Origin of the sequence: Streptomyces sp. CB02009 (assembly GCF_001905825.1) — a bacterium.
GTDB lineage: Bacteria > Actinomycetota > Actinomycetes > Streptomycetales > Streptomycetaceae > Streptomyces.
The window spans coordinates 448862-466835 of the sequence record NZ_LIVV01000001.1 but is presented as its reverse complement, the minus strand read 5'-3'; the positions used below and the strand labels follow the sequence as shown (position 1 = coordinate 466835).

General features: G+C 73.1%; 13 protein-coding genes and 1 tRNA gene. 3 read left to right on the top strand and 11 right to left on the bottom strand.

Going from position 1 to position 17974, the window contains the following annotated elements:
* Positions 1 to 5 precede the first annotated feature (5 nt).
* The 5 genes from AMK27_RS02075 to AMK27_RS02055 are packed head-to-tail and all read right to left on the bottom strand — an operon-like array spanning position 6 to position 4760.
* Positions 6 to 689 carry an HAD family hydrolase gene (locus AMK27_RS02075; RefSeq protein ID WP_274535730.1) on the bottom strand — a complete coding sequence of 228 codons (684 nt, stop codon included), beginning with the start codon at positions 687 to 689 and terminating at the stop codon, positions 6 to 8.
* Positions 686 to 1777, bottom strand: a complete 1092-nt coding sequence (locus AMK27_RS02070; RefSeq protein ID WP_073902289.1) for an ABC transporter ATP-binding protein — start codon at positions 1775 to 1777, stop codon at positions 686 to 688. The genes AMK27_RS02075 and AMK27_RS02070 overlap by 4 nt, the downstream gene beginning before the upstream one ends.
* A 3-nt stretch (positions 1778 to 1780) precedes the next feature.
* The gene (locus AMK27_RS02065; RefSeq protein WP_073902288.1) at positions 1781 to 2755 is read right to left on the bottom strand and encodes an ABC transporter permease subunit; all 975 of its coding nucleotides are present in this window, start codon (positions 2753 to 2755) and stop codon (positions 1781 to 1783) included.
* A complete protein-coding gene (locus tag AMK27_RS02060; RefSeq protein WP_073902287.1) occupies positions 2743 to 3642 on the bottom strand; it encodes an ABC transporter permease in 900 nt (299 codons plus the stop codon). Before AMK27_RS02060 ends, AMK27_RS02065 begins: the two co-directional genes overlap by 13 nt.
* On the bottom strand, positions 3642 to 4760 hold the full coding sequence (locus AMK27_RS02055) for an ABC transporter substrate-binding protein (protein WP_241847356.1): 1119 nt from the start codon (positions 4758 to 4760) through the stop codon (positions 3642 to 3644). The genes AMK27_RS02060 and AMK27_RS02055 overlap by 1 nt, the downstream gene beginning before the upstream one ends.
* A 330-nt stretch (positions 4761 to 5090) precedes the next feature.
* Here AMK27_RS02055 and AMK27_RS02050 point away from each other — a divergent pair, with 330 nt between their 5' ends.
* Positions 5091 to 5840 carry a GntR family transcriptional regulator gene (locus tag AMK27_RS02050; RefSeq protein WP_073902285.1) on the top strand — a complete coding sequence of 250 codons (750 nt, stop codon included), beginning with the start codon at positions 5091 to 5093 and terminating at the stop codon, positions 5838 to 5840.
* A gap of 150 nt (positions 5841 to 5990) precedes the next feature.
* Here AMK27_RS02050 and AMK27_RS02045 read toward each other — a convergent pair.
* The 4 genes from AMK27_RS02045 to AMK27_RS02030 form a co-directional block, all read right to left on the bottom strand.
* A tRNA-Leu gene (locus AMK27_RS02045) sits at positions 5991 to 6075 on the bottom strand.
* A 219-nt stretch (positions 6076 to 6294) separates the two neighbouring features.
* Positions 6295 to 8043 (bottom strand): acyl-CoA dehydrogenase family protein, encoded by a 1749-nt coding sequence (locus AMK27_RS02040; RefSeq protein WP_073902284.1) that lies wholly within the window; start codon positions 8041 to 8043, stop codon positions 6295 to 6297.
* Positions 8044 to 8120: 77 nt separating this feature from the next.
* Positions 8121 to 8744: a PadR family transcriptional regulator gene (locus AMK27_RS02035; protein WP_073902283.1), complete on the bottom strand. Its 624-nt coding sequence runs from the start codon at positions 8742 to 8744 to the stop codon at positions 8121 to 8123.
* 63 nt (positions 8745 to 8807) lie between these two features.
* Positions 8808 to 10631, bottom strand: coding sequence for a glycoside hydrolase family 15 protein (locus AMK27_RS02030; protein ID WP_073902282.1), 1824 nt, complete (start codon positions 10629 to 10631; stop codon positions 8808 to 8810).
* A 923-nt stretch (positions 10632 to 11554) separates the two neighbouring features.
* On the opposite strand from AMK27_RS02030, the gene AMK27_RS02025 reads away from it, so the two are divergent.
* Complete coding sequence (locus AMK27_RS02025) at positions 11555 to 12472, top strand: S1 family peptidase (protein WP_073902281.1); 918 nt, start codon at positions 11555 to 11557, stop codon at positions 12470 to 12472.
* Positions 12473 to 12559: 87 nt separating this feature from the next.
* On the opposite strand, the gene AMK27_RS02020 is transcribed toward AMK27_RS02025, so the two are convergent.
* Positions 12560 to 13900 carry an MFS transporter gene (locus AMK27_RS02020; protein ID WP_073903828.1) on the bottom strand — a complete coding sequence of 447 codons (1341 nt, stop codon included), beginning with the start codon at positions 13898 to 13900 and terminating at the stop codon, positions 12560 to 12562.
* A gap of 37 nt (positions 13901 to 13937) precedes the next feature.
* Positions 13938 to 15419 carry a glutamate--cysteine ligase gene (locus AMK27_RS02015; RefSeq protein ID WP_073902280.1) on the bottom strand — a complete coding sequence of 494 codons (1482 nt, stop codon included), beginning with the start codon at positions 15417 to 15419 and terminating at the stop codon, positions 13938 to 13940.
* Positions 15420 to 15636: 217 nt separating this feature from the next.
* On the opposite strand from AMK27_RS02015, the gene AMK27_RS02005 reads away from it, so the two are divergent.
* The gene (locus tag AMK27_RS02005) at positions 15637 to 17973 is read left to right on the top strand and encodes a DUF4139 domain-containing protein (protein WP_241847275.1); all 2337 of its coding nucleotides are present in this window, start codon (positions 15637 to 15639) and stop codon (positions 17971 to 17973) included.
* The last annotated feature ends 1 nt before the right edge of the window (position 17974 follow it).

The window sequence follows — 17974 nt, the reverse complement described above, 5'->3', positions numbered from 1 at the left end:
CCGCCTCACCCGTCCCCCGCCGCCCGGCCCTCGCCGCCACCCGCCACGTAGCGGCGCAGGCCCGCGACCGACACCTGCTCCAGGGTCTCCGCGAAGATCCGCCCCGGTCGGGCCGGGACCGGCAGCATGGACGGGACGACGAGGACCGTGCAGCCCGCCGCGTCGGCCGAGGCCGCCCCGTCCGGCGAGTCCTCGACGGCCACGCACGCCGCGTCCGGTACGCCGAACCGGCGGGCGGCCGCGCGGTACGGGTCGGGGTGCGGCTTCGTCCGTACGGTGTCGTCCGCCGAGAGGGTGAACGCGAAGGGGACGTGCGCGAGCGCGCCCCCGACCACTGAGTCCACCACGGACCGCGGCGAGGCGCTGACCAGGGCGAACGGCACTCCCTCCGCGGTGAGTTCGGCCAGCAGCCGGTCCGCTCCGGGGCGCAGCGGAGCGCCCCGGTCGACCCGTTCCTGGAAGGCGGCGGTGAGGTCCGCCGCCACGCCGTCCGCGTCCGGTTCCCCCGTCACGCGGACGAGGTGGGCGGCGGTGTCCCCGACGGCGCGTCCGACGACCTCGGGGGCGTCCGCGTCCGTCAGCCGGTGTCCGATGCGGGCGGCGATCTCCGCCGTGGCCTCCCACCACAGGACCTCGGTGTCGACCAGGGTGCCGTCCATGTCGAAGAGGACGGCGGCGAGTTCGGTCACCGCTCCGCCCTCGGCGCGACGAGCGCGGGGTGCGGGGCGAGGCCGAGGGTGACGCGCGCGCCGGGGGTGAGCCCGGTGGCCTCGCGGGAGGAGAGGTCCGCCTTGACGCGCGTACCGGCGTGGTCGAGATGAACGCGGGTGACGGAGCCGAGGAAGGAGGTGGAGACGACGGTCGCGTCGCCGTCGGCGGCCTCGGCCACGGTGACGTTCTCGGGGCGTACCAGGACGTCGACCTCGCGGAGCTTCGGGGCCTCGCCGTCGACGGGCAGCCGGGTGCCCGCGACCTCGACCTGGCCGGAGTCGGTGAGGACGCCCGGGAGCCGGTTCATGGTGCCGACGAACTCGGCGACGAAGGGGGTCGCCGGGCGGCGGTAGAGCTCGGCCGGGGCGGCGCACTGCTCCAGCCTGCCGGCGTTGAGGACGGCGACGCGGTCCGCCATGGACAGCGCCTCCTCCTGGTCGTGGGTGACGAAGACCGTGGTGATGCCGAGGGAGAGCTGGAGGCGGCGGATCTCCTCGCGCAGGCTGAGCCTGACCTTGGCGTCGAGCGCGGACAGCGGCTCGTCGAGGAGGAGGACACGGGGGCGCAGGGCGAGCGCCCGGGCGAGTGCCACGCGCTGCTGCTGGCCGCCCGACATCTGGTGCGGGTAGCGGTCGGCGTGCTGGGGCAGGCCGACGAGGTCGAGGAGTTCGGCGGCCCTGGCGCGCCGTTCGGGCGCCTTGACCTTCCGGACGCGCAGACCGAAGGCGACGTTGTCGGCGGCCGTGAGGTTGGGGAAGAGGCTGTACGACTGGAACACCATGCCCGCGTCACGGCGGTTGGCAGGGACCTGGGTGATGTCGGCGCCGTCGACGAGGACTTCGCCCGCGTCGGGCCGCTCGAATCCGGCGAGGACGCGGAGCGCGGTGGTCTTGCCGCAGCCGGACGGGCCGAGCAGGGCGAGGAGTTCGCCGGGCTCGACGGTCAGGTCGAGCCCGTCGAGGGCGGTGGTGCTGCCGAACGTGCGTCGCAGGCCCCGGAATTCGACGCGCGCCCCGCCGACCGCGACCGGCTCGGTCCGCTCCGCTGTTGCTGTGGACGAGGACATGGGTCAGGACTCCTTGGGTGAGGTGCGGGACGGCGTGCGGGAACTGCGTGCCCTGCGCGCGGGGTTCGCGGCGCCGGGTGCGCCGGCCGGCGCCGTTCCCGCCCGGGAGAGGGCGAGCAGCAGGACCCAGGTGATGACGAGGCTGAGCAGCGACACGGCCACCGACATCCGGGCGTGGGCGCCGGAGATGGACACGATCCACACCGCGAAGGGCCGGAAGCCGAGCAGCGAGGCGATGGTGAACTCGCCGAGGACCAGGGCCAGGGTGAGGAACGCGGCGCCCGCGAGGGAGGACCGCAGGTTGGGCAGGATGACGCGGAACATCACGTACGGCCAGCCCGCCCCGCAGTTGCGCGCGGCCTCGACGAGGGTGGGGACGTCGAAGGCCCGCAGTCCGGCGTCGAGGGACCGGTACACGAACGGCAGGGCCATCACCGTGTACGCGAGGACCAGGACGAACGGGAAGCTCTCGTTCTGCACGGCGAGGAAGGTCTGGTAGAGCGGGGTCCGCGAGAGGTGGTCGGGGCCCCAGCGCAGCACGGTGCTGATGCCGGTGACGAGCGCGATGGGTGGCACCACGAGCGGCAGCATGCACATCACCTCGACGACCGGCCGCAGCCGGGGCGCCCCGATCCGTACGGCCACCAGGGCGGGTACGGCGAGCAGCAGCGCGAGGGCGATCGTCGCGGCGGCCAGGCCCAGGGAGAGCAGCAGGCTCTCGGTGAAGCCGTCGGCGGCGAGCAGCGCGGTGTACGCCTCGAAGGAGACTCCCTGGCCGGGCGTGTGCACGGTGAAGACGAACGAGGCGATCAGCGGGACGAGGAAGTACGCGCCGCCGAGGCCGAGGACGACTCCGCGCCAGACGCGGGGCCGGCGCCGGGTCCGGCTCCGGGTGGGGGCGGCCTGCGGGGTCGGGTCCGCGTCGTCCGTGCCGGGCTTCGGCGCGGTCTCCCGGGCGGTGGGGGTCATCGCAGCCATCGGGCGCTCCTGCGCTGGAGGGGGAGGTAGACGGCCATGACGGCCCCGGCGATGAGGATCATGTCGAGGCCGAGGGCGAGGGCGACGTTCTCCTGGCCGACGAGGACGTTCCCGGAGAGGGCGTCGGCGATCTTGAGGGTGACCAGGGGGACGGAGCCGCCGACGAGCGCCGCCGCGGTGGCGTGCGCGGCGAAGGCGCTGCCGAAGAGCAGCACGAACCCGCCGAGCAGGGACGGGGCGAGGACGGGGACGCCGACGTGACGCCAGTACTGGCGGCTGCCCGCGCCCGCGTTCTGCGCGGCCTCGCGCCACTGGGGGCGCAGCCCGTCGAGCGCGGGGAGGATCACCAGGACCATGAGCGGGATGAGGAAGTACAGGTAGACCACGGTGAGGCCGGTGAACGAGTACAGGTTCCAGCCGAGGGCGCTCAGGTCGGCGAGCTGGGTGACGACGCCGGAGATGCCGAGGGTCGCGATGAACGCGAACGCGAGGGGTACGCCGCCGAAGTTGGCGAGCACTCCTGAGGCGGTCAGTACGGCGTTGCGCAGCGCCTGGGAGCGGGAGGTGACGACGGCCTGGGCGATGAGGACGCCGAGGACGGAGGCGATGAGCGCGGTGAGGGCGGAGAGCTGGACGCTGCCGACGAGGGAGCCCAGGTAGGGGCCCTGGAGGGAGCGGCCGAGGTGCTCGCCGGTCAGGGAGGTGGCGCCGGTGCCGGGGTCGGTGCGGGTGACGGCGCCGTACAGGAGGGCGCCGAGCGGGAGGCCGAAGCACAGCCCGGTGAAGGCGATGAGGGGAAGGGCGGCGAGCCAGGTGCGCGGGCCGCGCCGCCGGCGGCGGGTGCCGCCGGCGGTTCCCCCGGTGGGGGTGGAGGAGGCGGAGGTCATCAGGAGACGGCCTTGTCCCACTTCTCGGCGAGGGTGGCCTTGGCCTTGTCGAGTTCGGCGGAGGCCGGGAAGGCGGGGGTGCCGGTGACGGCGGGCAGCTTGGCGACGAAGGCCTTGTCGGCGGTGCCGTCGGCGGTCATGGCCGGGAGCAGCACCGGGCGGGCGTAGCCCTTGAGCCAGAGGTTCTGGCCCTCGGCGCTGTAGAGGTACTCCATCCACAGGCGGGCGGCGGCGGGGTGCGGGGCGTCCTTGTTGATGGCCTGCGAGTAGAACTGGGCGTAGACGCCGTCGGTGGGCACGGCGACCTGCCAGTCGACGCCCTTGTCCTTGAACTGGTCGGCGTAGCCGGCGTTCAGGTAGTCCCAGTCGATGCTGATGGGCGTCTCGCCCTTCTCGACCGTGGCCGGGGTGGACTCGACGGGGATGAAGTTGCCGCTCTTCTTCAGCGTGCCGAAGAAGTCGATGCCGGGCTGGATGTCGGCGAAGGAGCCCTTGTTGGCGAGGGCCGCCGCGTACACGCCGCCGAAGGCGGAGCCGGACTTGGTCGGGTTGCCGTTGAGGGCGACCTTGCCCTTGTACTCCGGCTTGAGCAGGTCGGCGAAGGTCTTCGGGCAGTTCGGGATGCGCTTGGCGTCGCAGCCGATGGAGACGTAGCCGCCGTAGTCGTTGTACCAGCGGCCGGCCTCGTCCTTCTGGGCGGCGGGGATCTTGTCCCAGGCCTCGACCTTGTACGGGGCGAACAGGCCCTCGTCGGCGCCGCTGCGGGCGAAGGCGATGCCGAGGTCGAGGACGTCGGGGGCGCGCTTCTGGCCCTTGCGGGACTTGACGGCGGCGATCTCGTCGGCGCTCGCGGCGTCCGGGTTCTCGCTCTCGATCTTGATGCCGTACGTGGTCTCGAAGGTCTTGATCAGTTCGCCGTAGTTGGCCCAGTCCGGCGGGAGAGCGATGACGTGCAGGGCGCCTTCCTGCTTGGCCGCCTTGACGAGGGCGTCCATGCCGCCGAAGTCCTTGGCCGACGCCGCGGTGGCCGCCTTGGCACCGTCGCCGTCGGCTCCGGCCGCGCCCTCAGGTGCGGCGCCACAGGCGGTGACGGTGGTCAGGACGGCGGCGCCGAGCAGCACGGCGGCACCGCGGAAGGGGGTTCTGCGCACGGGTTCTCCCAGAGGCGAGTGAAGGAACTTGTCTGAACAAGCCGCCCTTAGTTCGCCCGTGCATCCTGTCCGAGACATGAACGGAACATGACCGGATCCGGGCGCCTCCCGGAAGAGCCGGGTGCGGTGAACGCCAGGTGAATGCAGTGCACTTGGACCTACTTGGGAACTCAACGCGGGACCGTCCGGTCGGGTTACGCTGACCCCCGCAGCGCACACACGGTGACCAGCTGCGCACAGCCGTACGCGGTGACCCGCAGGGGCACACCGCCACACGCGAGCGAGAAGGGGGATGCCGTGACGGCGCTCTACGTGGAGATCGCGGAGGGACTCCGCCGCTCGATCCTCAGCGGCGAGTACCCCGTCGGCGCCCGCCTGCCCTCCGAGAGCGACCTCGCCACCCGCTGGGCGGCGTCGCGCGGCACCGTACGCCAGGCCGTCGCCCTGCTCACCTCCGAGGGGCTCATCGGCTCACGCCAGGGGGCCCGCCGCATCGTCCTGCGCCGGGAGCGCCGGCACAGCTTCGCCGAGCTCCACAGCTTCGCGCAGTGGGCGCGGGCCATGGGCTACCAGGCGACCAGCCGCTTCCTCCACCGGAGACGCCGTACGGCCACCCCGGAGGAGGCGCGCCGGCTCGCGCTGCCGGAGGGGGCCGGGGTCCTGGACGTCCTGCGCCTGCGCCTCCTGGACGGCGAACCCGTCATGGTGGAACGCACGGCCTACGCGGGCTGGGTCGCGCCGACGGTCGAGGCGCTGCCCGCCGACTGCGCCTCGATCATGGACAGCATGGCGGCGGAGGCCGGCATCGTGGCGCACTACGGCGAGCACCTCATCGACGCCGTTCCCGCCGGCAGTGACGACGCCCGGCTGCTCAGGGTCCGCCGCGGAAGCCCGCTGCTGCGCCAGCGGCACCTGACCAGCAACCCGGACGGCCGCCCGATCGAATGGACCGAGGACCGCTACCGCGCGGGCAGCGTGACCTTCAACGTGAGCAACTCGGTGGGAACGGCGCCGCTGGTGAGGGACCCGGGCTCGCTGCTGATGTGACCTGCGGCGCGGACCGGACGGGGCTGGACCAGGCTGGACCGGACCGGGCTGACCGGGCTGAGCTGGACCTCATCGCACCGGACCGCGCCGGAAACGGCGAAGTGGTGGTCGGGAGCGCTCCCGACCACCACTTCGTACGACGAATCGTCGTGTCCGAGGGGGGACTTGAACCCCCACGCCCGATAAAGGGCACTAGCACCTCAAGCTAGCGCGTCTGCCATTCCGCCACCCGGACAAGGTGTGCGTCGCGGTGAGTGATGATCACCCGCAGCGACAAGATGAATATATCAGGGCTCTGACCTGCAGTTCACCTCCGTTTTCCGCTCCCGTCCCCCCTCACGCGTACCGCGATGACCTCTTCACGGAGCGTGACACACCCGGTCCCCTGATGGGCGTCGGGCCGTGCGGGGAGCGGGGCCGGGGCTCGCGCGCCCCGGCCCCCTCCGGCGGGACCTTACGGTGCCATCTCGTACGTGCCGGACAGCGCCTCGACGCGCTGCCAGACCCGGGCCGAGCGGGCCTCGTCGACGACCGGGCGCCGGACGGCGCCCAGCGCCCACGCCTGCTGCTGGCCGGTGGCGGAGTCCTTGCCGTGCAGCTCGATCGCGTGGGCGGAGAAGTCCCGTACGAGCACGGCGAACAGCTCGTCGAGGACGTCCTCGTCGAGTTCCGTCAGACGGGCCTGCTCCAGGACCAGCTGGCCGTGCACGACCAGCGCGAAGAGCTGGCCGACGGCGAGGAGGAGGTCGAGGTCGCGGCTCTGCTCCTCGTCCGGCGCGGCGGTGAGGACGAACTCGCAGAGGGCGTCGGCCTGTTCGCGGAAGCGGGCGACGTTCGGCAGGGCGGCGTACGCGTCGTACGCCGGGCGCCAGTCGTGGAAGCGGACGGAGCCCAGGCCGCGGGCCGGTCCCTGCCGGAAGAGGAAGGTGTCGTCGGCCGCGTCCAGCCGGGTCGGCACGGGCTCGTAGTCGGCCGGCGCGAGGAGGTGGTTGCGCATGAACTTCAGGATCAGCGCCAGGTTGACGTGGACCGTGCCCTCCAGCTTCGGCAGGCCGCGGATCTCGACGGCCGCCTGGGCGAAGTAGTTGTCCTTCTCGAAGCCCTTGGCGGCGATCACGTCCCACATCAGGTCGATGACCTTCTCGCCCTCCGTGGTCACCTTCATCTTCGTCATCGGGTTGAAGAGGAGGTAGCGGCGGTCGTCGGGACCGGCGGAGCGGAAGTAGTCGACGGCGCGGTCGCTGAACAGCTTCATGCCGACGAGGCGGACGTACGCGTCGGCCAGCTCGCGCCGCACGTGCGGGAAGGCGGTGACGGGGCGACCGTAGAGGATGCGGTTCTGGGCGTGGGTGACGGCCTCGTACATCGCGTGCTCGCAGATGCCGATCGAGGCGGTGCACAGGTTGAACTTGCCGACGTTGACGGTGTTGAGGGCGGCGTCGAAGGCGGCGCGGCCGGTGTGCAGGACGTCCTCGGCTGCGACCGGGTAGTCCTCCAGGCGGAACTCGCTGACGAACTTCGACGAGTCGACGACGTTCTTGACGAGGTGGTACGCCGGGTGGCGGCTGTCGGCGGCGAAGAAGACGTAGCCGTCGGGGCCCTCGACGTCGGTGCGGCGGCCGAAGACGGAGACGAGTCCGGCGGCGTTGCCGTTGCCGATGTAGTACTTGGAGCCGGTGGCGCGGAAGCCTCCGTCGGCCCCGGGCTCCAGGAGCATGTCGGTGGAGTAGATGTCGGCGCCGTGGCTCTTCTCGGAGAGTCCGAAGGCGAACACCTCGCCCTGGGCGAGGAGTTCGGCGGCACGGGCGCGGGCGGCGGCGTTGTCGCTCTGCCAGACCGGGCCGAGGCCGAGGATGGTGACCTGCCAGGCGTACCAGTAGTCGAGCCCGTAGAAGCCGAGGATCTCGTTGAGGGCGGCGATGCGGGCGGTGTCCCAGCGCTTGTCCCGCGCGCCCTCGGAGGCGTCGGCCCCGGACGCGGCCCCCGCCTCGGCGGACGGCGTCAGGAAGGTCTCGAACAGGCCCTCCTTGGCGGAGAAGGCGAGGAAGTCGCCCAGCCAGGCCCGCGTGCGGTAGTCCTCGATGATCCGGCGCTTGCCGCGCGCCTCGAACCAGTCGACGGTGGCGCGGAGCAGCCGCCGGGTCTCGGGGTCGAAGTGCGCCGGGTCGTAGGTGTGCGGGTTGAACAGCAGCGGGTCGGCCATGGGCTCCGTCTTTCGGTCCGGTGGGGTGCGGTGGAGTGGAGTGCGAGGGGGTGCGCAGGACGCTCTGGTCGTGGCGGTCAGGGGCGCGTCTCAGCGCGCGCGGCGGCCAGCCGGCGGAGGGTGGCGAGGACGTCGTCGAGCCAGGCCAGCGTCATCCGCTCGTACGCGATGCCTCCGCGCAGGACGACGTGCTGGAGCTCCCGGCCGGCGTCCGGCGGACCGGAGGCATCGGGCCCATCCGAGACGGCGGCCGGACCCGAGGCGGCGGGCGCGTCCTCGTCCCGTGCGGGGAAGTCGCGCTGCTCGCCCGCGAGGTAGTGGGCGAGGCGCTCGGTGTGCGCGCGCCGGTGCCGCTCGACCTCGTGGATCAGCGCGGCCGGGTCGTCGAAGGCCGCGCCCCTGATCTTCACGGCGAGGTCGTGCCGGATGCTCTCGGGTTCGATGGGCTCGTGGATCCAGCTGGACAGCACGGCCTGCCCGAGGTCCGCGACGGTGTACTCCTTCTTGTCCGGACGGCCCTGCTGCGGCACGTCCCGGACGTCGACCCAGCCGTCGCCCTCCATCCGCTTGAGCACGCGGTAGATCTGCTGATGACTGGCGGTCCAGAAGTACCCGATGGACCGCTCGAAGCGCCGGGCCAGCTCGTAGCCGGATCCGGGCTTCTCCAGGAGGGACACGAGAATCGCGTGTTCGATCGCCACACCCGGAATCCTTCTATGCAACTCGTTGCATAGGCAAGCGCGACCGCCCGGGTGAGACGCGGCTCACCTCAGGTCGGCGGCCCTGTCGAGTTCCTCGTCGAGGGCCATCGCCGCGGTGATGAGGGCGAGGTGGGTGAACGCCTGCGGGAAGTTGCCGAGTTGTTCGCCGGTGCGGCCGATCTCCTCCGCGAAGAGGCCGACGTGGTTGGCGTACGTGAGCATCTTGTCCATCGCGAAGCGGGCCTGGTCGAGGCGGCCGGCCCGGGCCAGGGCCTCCACGTAGAGGAAGCTGCAGAGCGAGAAGGTGCCCTCCGAACCGCGCAGCCCGTCGGGGGACGCCTCGGGGTTGTAGCGGTAGACGAGGCTGTCGGTGACGAGTTCGCGGTCCATGGCGTCGAGCGTGGAGAGCCACGAGGGAGCCCGCGGCGAGATGAAGCCGACCAGCGGCATGAGCAGCAGGGACGCGTCGAGGACCTCGCTGTCGTAGTGCTGGACGAAGGCCTTGCGCTCCGGGTTCCAGCCCCGCTCCATGACCTGGACCAGGATCGCGTCGCGCTGCGCGGTCCAGCGTGCGAGGTCGGCGGGACGGGCGTACTCGTGGGCGAGCCGGATGCCGCGGTCCAGCGCCACCCAGCACATCATCCGGCTGTACGTGAAGTCCTTGCGTCCGCCGCGCGTCTCCCAGATGCCCTCGTCGGGGCGGTCCCAGTGGTCGCAGAGCCAGTCGAGGAGCGCGGAGAAGCCCTTCCACCCCTCGTAGCCGGCGAGCTCGGCCAGATCAGCCGAGTGGGTCATCGCGTAGGCGAACTCGCCGTAGATGTCGAGCTGGAGCTGGTCGGCGGCGCCGTTCCCGGCCCGTACGGGGTAGGAGTCGCGGTAGCCGGACAGGTGCGGCAGGACCTCCTCGGCCAGCTCGGGGTCGCCGTCGACCCGGTACATGATCTGCATCGGCTCCCCGCCCGGCCGGGCCGCGCGGCCGCGGCCCCCGAGCCAGCGGCGGAAGGCGTCCGCCTCCTCGATGAACCCGAGGTCGAGCAGGACCCGCACCGAGAACGACGCGTCACGGATCCAGGTGTACCGGTAGTCCCAGTTCCGCTCGCCGCCGATCTGCTCGGGGAGCCCCATGGTGGGGGCCGCGATCGGGGCGCCGGACGGGGCGTAGATGAGCAGCTTGAGCGTGATGGCCGAGCGGTTGACCATGCTCTGCCAGCGGCCCCGGTAGCGGCACCGGCGCATCCATCCGTGCCAGAAGACCCGGGTCCGGTCCAGCGCCGCCTGCACGGCCTCCTCGGTGACCGGCTCGGGGACGGAGGTTCCCGGCGCGGAGGTCTCCAGGACGATTCCGGCGGTCTGGCCGTGCCGGAGGGTGACGGTGGCGCGCACGTCCTGCCCCTCGGCCTCCAGGGGGACGCTGCTCCGCAGGTGGACGTCGAGGCCGGGGCCGTGGAAGGTGGCGGCGGCACCGTCGAGCGCGAGGGTGTGCGGCGCGCGCCCGTAGTCGAAGCGCGGCCGGCAGGTGACGTCGAAGGTGAGGGTGCCGCGCACGACCCGCAGGGCGCGTACGAGGCGGTGCCGGTCGGTCGGTACGTCCGGCCGGTCGCTCACGGGCATGAAGTCGACGACCTCGCCCACCCCTTCCGGGGTGAGGAACCGGGTGATCAGGACGGCCGTGTCGGGCAGGTAGAGCTGGCGGACGGTGACCTCGTCGTGCACGGGGGCGATGGTGAAGTGACCGCCGCGCTCCTGGTCGAGGAGCGAGGCGAAGATGCTCGGCGAGTCGAATCGGGGCGCGCAGAACCAGTCGACGGCGCCGTCGGCGGAGATCAGCGCGGCGGTCTGCAGGTCGCCGATCAGACCGTGGTTGGCGATCGGGGGGTACTCGGGCACGAGCGACCTCGTTTTCTCCCGCGACTCCGGGTTCTCCCGCGACTCCGGGCCTTCGGCGCCACCTCGGCACCGCTCCTCCGCGACAGTCGGCACCGCTGCTCGGCACCACGTCGGCACCACTGCTCGGCACCACGTCGGCACCGGTCCTCAGGTCCACGCAACCGGTCCCCGGACGTCCCGGCAAGGCGGAGGGACCGACCGGGCGAACCCCGCCGCGCGCCCGGACGTCCCCGTGCGCGGCGACCCGCGAAGGACGGCCCTGGTCGAGGCGCTGTACTCGGTGCTCCGGCGGCGGGCTACAGCGGGAACCGGCCATTCGGTCGGCCCCGACGGAGGGCACGATTCCGGCATTGGGGGGCGTCCGCGGCTGGACCATGCGCGCGGGAACGTCCTTTCCGCCGCCCCCGGAGGGCCCGCCCGTACCCCGGCCCCCCGAGCGCCAGGGCGGCCGGATCTGTGCGGCTGCTACTCCTCGGGCGGGCGAGGGGCGATCCACTCGCCGGGCCACGGCATGGACGCGCCGGGAGCCGGCGGGGCGGGCGGCGGCGCAGGGGGTGAACTGGGAAATCGGTACCTACCCTTCCGCTTCCTGCGTCGATCGGATCCCGCGCGGCGCGCCTCTCCACCGGGGCCCCTGAAGGAGCATCAGCAAGTTTCCGTAAGCAGTTGCACACCCTCGACACCGCCCGCTCGCGGCGGCGTCCCTCGCGACGCGACAGACGACTCCCGCCGCTCGAACCGCATGGACGCGCGTAGATCGGCCGAAAGGCGTTCTTGTCGGCCGGCCGCCCTGATTCGAGGATTCCCCTGTCGAGATTGACAGGTCCATGGCGAGCCAGACTCCCTCGTCGGCGATCCGTCCGCTCGGCGCCGAAGGGATCGCCCACCCAGCGGTTCCCCCCACTCCCCCACCGGAGGATCCAGTGAACCTCAAGCGTCTGTCCCCCCTCGGCGGCGCGGCCAAGGGTGCACGGCTGATCGCCGTGGCCTCCGCCCTGCTCGCCGCCTCAGCGCTTGCCGTGCCCGCCTCGTCCGCCGCCACGACCGTGGAAGGCCGGGCCACCGCCGCCCAGCTCGCCGTGGCCGACCAGGCGGTCCGCGGAGCCGACGTTCCCGGCACCGCGTGGTACACCGACCAGGCGACCGGGAAGATCGTCCTCACCGCCGACTCCACCGTCTCCGCCGCCGAGATCGCCAAGATCAAGGAGGCCGCGGGCGACCGCGCCGCCAGCCTGGAGATCAAGCGCACGCCCGGCACGTTCAACAAGCTCATCGCGGGCGGCCAGGCCATCTACGCGGGCGGCGGGCGCTGCTCGCTCGGCTTCAACGTCCGCAGCGGCTCCACCTACTACGCCCTGACCGCCGGCCACTGCACCAACATCGGCAGCACCTGGTACACCAACTCGGGCAACACCACGGTGCTCGGCACCCGGGCGGGCTCCAGCTTCCCGACCAACGACTACGGCATCATCCGGCACTCCAACGCCTCGGCCGCGGACGGCCGGGTCTACCTCTACAACGGCAGCTACCGCGACATCACCGCGGCGGGCAACCCCTCCGTGGGCCAGTCGGTGCAGCGCAGCGGCAGCACCACCGGTCTGCGCAGCGGTACGGTCACCGGTCTCAACGCGACCGTCAACTACGGCGGCGGCGACGTCGTCTACGGCCTGATCCAGACCAACGTGTGCGCCGAGCCCGGCGACAGCGGCGGCGCGCTCTTCTCCGGCACCACGGCGCTCGGCCTCACCTCCGGCGGCAGCGGCAACTGCTCCAGCGGCGGCACGACGTTCTTCCAGCCGGTGACGGAGGCGCTGAGCGCGTACGGCGTCAGCGTCTTCTAGCGGCCGGGCGGGCGTCCGCCGCTCTCTCCGCCCGCGCACACAGGCCGGCGGCCCCTCGGGGCCGTCGGCCTTCGGCGTCCCGCCGCGTCAGCGGTCCAGTTCCTTGTGGGCGGTCTCCGGCAGCCGGAAGTACACCGCGGAGGAGACGAGGCACAGGGCCGCCACGTACCAGGGGAAGAGGCCGGCCACGTCCCACTCCTTGAAGAGCGTCCCGACATACGGTGCCGTGCCGCCGAAGAGCGCCACCGTCAGCGAGTACGGGAAGCCGATCCCGGCCGCCCGCACGCGCGCGGGGAACAGCTCCGCGTTCACCGCGGCGGAGATCGACGTGAAGCCGGTCAGCAGCACCATGCCCGCGCACTGCACCAGGAGGAGGGAGAGGAACGAGCCGTCGAGCGCGCGCAGCAGCGGCACGGCGAGCACCGCGAAGCCGATGCCGAAGAACAGCAGCGACGGCTTGCGGCCGAAGCGGTCGGAGAGCAGTCCGCCGACCGGTTGCAGCAGGGCGAAGAACGCCAGGGAGAGGGTCCCGGCCAGCAGCGCGTCCGCCTTGTCGATGCCGGTGTTGAGCTCCGCGTACGTCGGCAGGTAGGAGGTCCACGTGTAGTACGCGAGGGTGCCGCCGGCCGTGATGCCGCCGATCAGCAGCGAGGCGCGGGGGTGGTGGCGCAGGGCCTCGAAGAGCCCGGGGCGGGGGGCCTCCCGCTGGGCGGTGCTCCGGGTCTCCTCGGCGCCCCGGCGGATCCAGAAGCCGGCGAGGCTGAACACCGCGCCGAGCAGGAAGGGGATCCGCCAGCCCCAGCCGTTCATCCGGTCCTCGCCGAGTTGGCTGACCAGCAGCGCGGCGATGCCGGAGGCGGCGAGCTGCCCTGCGGAGGTGGAGACGTACTGGAAGGAGGAGAACAGGCCGCGCCGGCCGCGTCCTGCCGACTCGACGAGGAAGGTCGTCGAGGCCGCGAACTCCCCTCCGACCGAAAGGCCTTGGAGGAGGCGGGCGGTCACGAGCACGACGGGGGCGAGGACGCCGGCCGCGGCGTACGTCGGGGTGAGGCCGACCAGCAGGCTGCTGCCGCCCATGAGCAGGATCGTCGCGGTGAGCGCGGTCCGCCGGCCGCGCCGGTCGGCGAGCGCGCCCATGAGCAGTCCGCCGACGGGGCGCATGAAGAAGCCGACGGCGAAGACCGCGAAGGTCGACAGGAGGGGGACGAGGGAGTTCCCCGAGCTCTTGGGGAAGACCTGGTCCGCGAGGTAGGCGGCCAGGAAGGTGTACGCGTACCAGTCGTACCACTCCACCGCGTTGCCGACGGAGGCCGCGAGGAGCTGCCGTAACGGGCGGCGGGAGGACGGTGGTCGCGGCGCGGGGCCGGGGGACGTGGTCGTGGTGGCACGGGCGGGGGCGTCGTCGTGCCCGGGGGGCGTGTCGGTCATGATCACGCCTCTGCCCCGCCCCGTCCCGGCGTACGCGTCAGTCGACCGGCCAGGTGTGCGCGGGCGCGTTGAGATGCATGTACTCGATGTACTGCTGGGTCATCCGCCGCAGCGCCTGGTGCCGGTCCGCGTGGTCGATGTCATGGATGTGGTGGAACATGTCGGACTGCCACTGGGCGCCGTTGCGACCGCTGACGCAGCGCTGCTCGATGACCCCGAGGAGCGGCTCCCGCCGGGACGCCTCCAGGCCCATCCGTTCGAGCCCGCGGTCCGCGAGCGGCAGCAGGCGCCGCAGGACCAGTTCGGTCACCGGGACCTCGCCCATCCCGGGCCAGTAGACCTGCGCGTCGATGCCGTGCCGGGCGGCGGTGTGCAGGTTGTCCTCCGCGGCCGCGAAGGACATCCGCGACCAGACGGGCCGGTCCTCGTCGACCAGGGCCCGGATCAGCCCGTAGTAGAACGCGCCGTTGGCCAGTGTGTCGGCGACGGTGGGTCCCGCGGGGAGCACCCTGTTCTCGACGCGGAGATGCGGGACGCCGTCGACCACGTCGTAGACGGGGCGGTTCCAGCGGTAGACGGTGCCGTTGTGGAGGGTGAGTTCGGACAGTCCCGGGGTTTCGCCCCGGCCGAGCGTCTCCTCCGGGTCCTCGTCGTCGCAGAGGGGCAGCAGAGCCGGGAAGTAGCGCGCGTTCTCCTCGAAGAGGTCGAAGACGGAGGTGATCCACCGCTCGCCGAACCACACCCGGGGCCGCACGCCCTGCACCTTCAGCTCGTCGGGACGGGTGTCGGTGGCCTGCTCGAAGAGGGGGATGCGGGTCTCGCGCCACAGCTCCTTGGAGAACAGGAACGGCGAGTTCGCCGCCAGTGCCACCTGCACGCCCGCCACGGCCTGCGCGGCGTTCCAGTAGTCCGCGAACTCGTCCGGCGACACCTGGAGGTGGAACTGGGTGCTGGTGCAGGCCGCCTCCGGCGTGATCGTCTCCGCGTGGGTGCGCAGCCGCTCCACGCCGTCCACGGAGATCAGCAGGTCCTCGCCCCGGGCGGCGAAGATCTGCTCGTTCAGGAGGTGGTAGCGGGGGTTCTCGGAGAGCGACGCGGGACCCGCGTCCTGGAGTTCGAGGGTCGGCAGGATGCCGATCATCACCAGGTGCGCGCCGATCCCCGCCGCCTGCTGCTCGGCGTGGTTGAGGGCGTCGCGGATCTCCTGCTCCCAGGAGTCCGGGCCGCCGCCCGCGCTGAGCCGCCGCGGTTCGAGGTTGATCTCCAGGTTGAACCGGCCCAGCTCCGTCGACCAGGCGGGATCCGCGATCGCCTCGAGGACGTCGGTGCTGCGCATGGCCGGTTCGCCGGTGGCGTCCACGACGTTCAGCTCGATCTCCAGGCCCACCTGCGGCCGCTCGAAGTCGAACCGCGACTCGCGCAGCATGCGCGCGAACACGTCGAGGCACGTGTGCATCTTGTTCCGGAACCGGCGGCGGTCTTCACGGGTGAACTCCAGCGCCGGGACGTCACGTCCCATCGGGCCCTCCCGAGTCTCGTCGGCACGACCTCCACCCCCAGCGTCCCACTCCCGGGCCCGGCCAACCACCGAAGCGGATCGGAAGCGCTCCCCGGCGCACCCGCGCAACCGGTGCGCGGCACTCCGGAAAGCCCTGGGTGCCTGTCGGTGCCCGGGCGTAGGCTTCGTCACGCCGCCGGCGAAGCCGGGCGGCGCGACAGGACGGGGGCGGGGGCGGATGACGGCTGACGCAGCGGGAACGACGACCGGAGCGGCCGGGACGAGCGGCTCGACCGGTGTGGCCGGGACGACGGGAGTGTCCGGGACGAGCGGGGTGCCCGGGGCCTCCGGCGTGGCCGGGACGACCGGGCCCACCGGCCCGAGCGGGACGGCGTCCTCGTGGGGTTCGGCCCTCGACTCGGTCGTCGTCTACGCGCAGGGCGCGCTCTGCCGCCGCCTGGCCCGCGGGCCCCTGCCCGCGGACGGCCGGGTGCGCGTCACCGGGCTGCCGCGCTCCCTCGACCCCGGCTCGCTGCGGGCCCGGGTGCTCGGCACCACCGGGACGCGGGTCGCCGAGGCCAGGGTGGAGACCGAGGCCGAGCCGCTGGGCACCGCGTCCGGCGCGCCGGAGGGGTTGCGACGCGAGGTCGAGCGGCTGCGTGACGCGTACGAGGCGGCCCAGGGCCGCCGGGACCGACAGCAGGGACTGATCGCCGAGGTCGGCGGGCTGCGCCCGGTACCGCCCGCCCGCAAGCGCGACGAGCCGCACCGCCGCACCCCCGTCGACGCGTGGCTGGAGCTCGCCGACTTCGTCGACACCCGGCTCACCGGACTGCACGCCCGGCTCGCCGAGCTGGAGGAGGAGCTGCTGCGGGCCGAGCACGACCTGTCCGTCGCGGCGGACCGGCTCGCCCGTGCGTCCAGCGCCACGCCGTCGACGCACGTGGAGACCACGGTGTCCGCGGTCCTGACCCTCGTGGCAGCGGACGGTGACGCCGACGCGGAGGGCGGCCCGCAGGACGCGGCGGAACCGCTCGTCGAACTGGAGCTGGAGTACAGGGTGCCGGGCGCCGTCTGGGTGCCGGCCTACCGCCTCAGCCACCGTCAGGGCGACGGCACCGGCCGCCTGGTGCTCCGCGCCTCGGTCGCCCAGCGCACCGGAGAGGACTGGACCGGGGTGCGGATCGCCCTGGCCACCGCCGATCTGCGGCGCCGTACCGATCTGCCGAAGCTCCGCTCGATGCGGATCGGGCGCCGCCAGGCGGCCCCCGCTCCCTCCGGCTGGCGCGAGCCCCCTGCGGGGCTCGCCGACCTGTTCGCCGGATACGCGGCGGCGGGCCCGCGCCCCCCGGCGCCCCGTGGCACCGGGGCCGCTGCACCGGGGGCGGGCGGCGGCATTCCGCTGCCCGTCGCGGCCGGGGGCGGCGCCGTGCCCGCCCCCGTACCGCCGCCGGCGCCACTGGCCCCCGGCGGACCGCCGATCCCCCCGCCCGCACCACAGGCCTACGGCGCACCGCCGCCGGCGCCGGGAGGCGGCTACGGCGCCGCCCCCGAGGCCTTCCGACGCGAGGCTTCCGCCGACTTCGCCCGGCGGGCGCCGGCCCAGCCCGGCGGCATGCCGCGCGGCGCCGGCCGGTCCTTCGCGGGCGCCCCGGCCCCCGCGGCGATGGCCCCCGCCGCCTCCGCGCCGCCCGCCGGTGCCGCTCCGGCACCACCGCCCCCTCCCCCGCCCCCCGGGCCGCCGCGGCCGAGCGGCGACGAGCTCGACTACGCAGCCCTGGTGATGTCGGGACCGGACGAGCCCAGTGCGCGCAGGGGACGGCTGTTCCCCGCCCCGTCCTCCGACGCGGTGGCGGCCGAGTACCGCCGTCGCGCCGATACGGTGGCCTCGCTGCCGCTGCCCGGCCATGCCGTGCGGCCGCGCGAGTCGGCCGGCTCCTTCGACCACCGCTTCGACGCCGCCGCGCGCGCCGACGTGCCGGCGGACGGCACCTGGCACACCGTCACCGTCGGCGAGATCCCGGTCGGTCTGCGCACCGAGTACCTCTGCGTGCCCTCCGTGGAGCAGACCGTGTACGCGACGCTGGTCCTCTCCAACGCCACGGACCAGGCGCTGCTCGCCGGCCCGGTGGAGGTCACCGTCGACGACGACTTCCTGCTGACCACCGCGCTGCCCACCCTCGCCCCCGGCGGTGTGCGCCGGGTGGGGCTCGGACCGGCCGAGGGCATCCGGGTCACCCGCCGCACCCATCTGAACGAGACGACCGCCGGTCTGCGCAACAACGTCACCGTGCTCGACCACCGCGTCCACGTCGAACTGGCCAACGGGCTCGCGAGGCCCGCCACGGTCGAGATCCGCGAGCGGGTGCCGGTCACCTCCGACCCGGACGTACGCATCGAGGAGCGGGCCGGCTGGACGGAGCCCGAGGACGGCGGGGCGTCCGAGCGGCATGCCCCGGGCACCCGCGTCTGGCGGGTGGACCTGCCCGCCGGTGGCACCAGCGCCCTCGACGGCGGTTACGAGATCCGCATCCCGGCCGGCAAAGCCCTGGTCGGCGGAAACCGCAGGAGCTGAG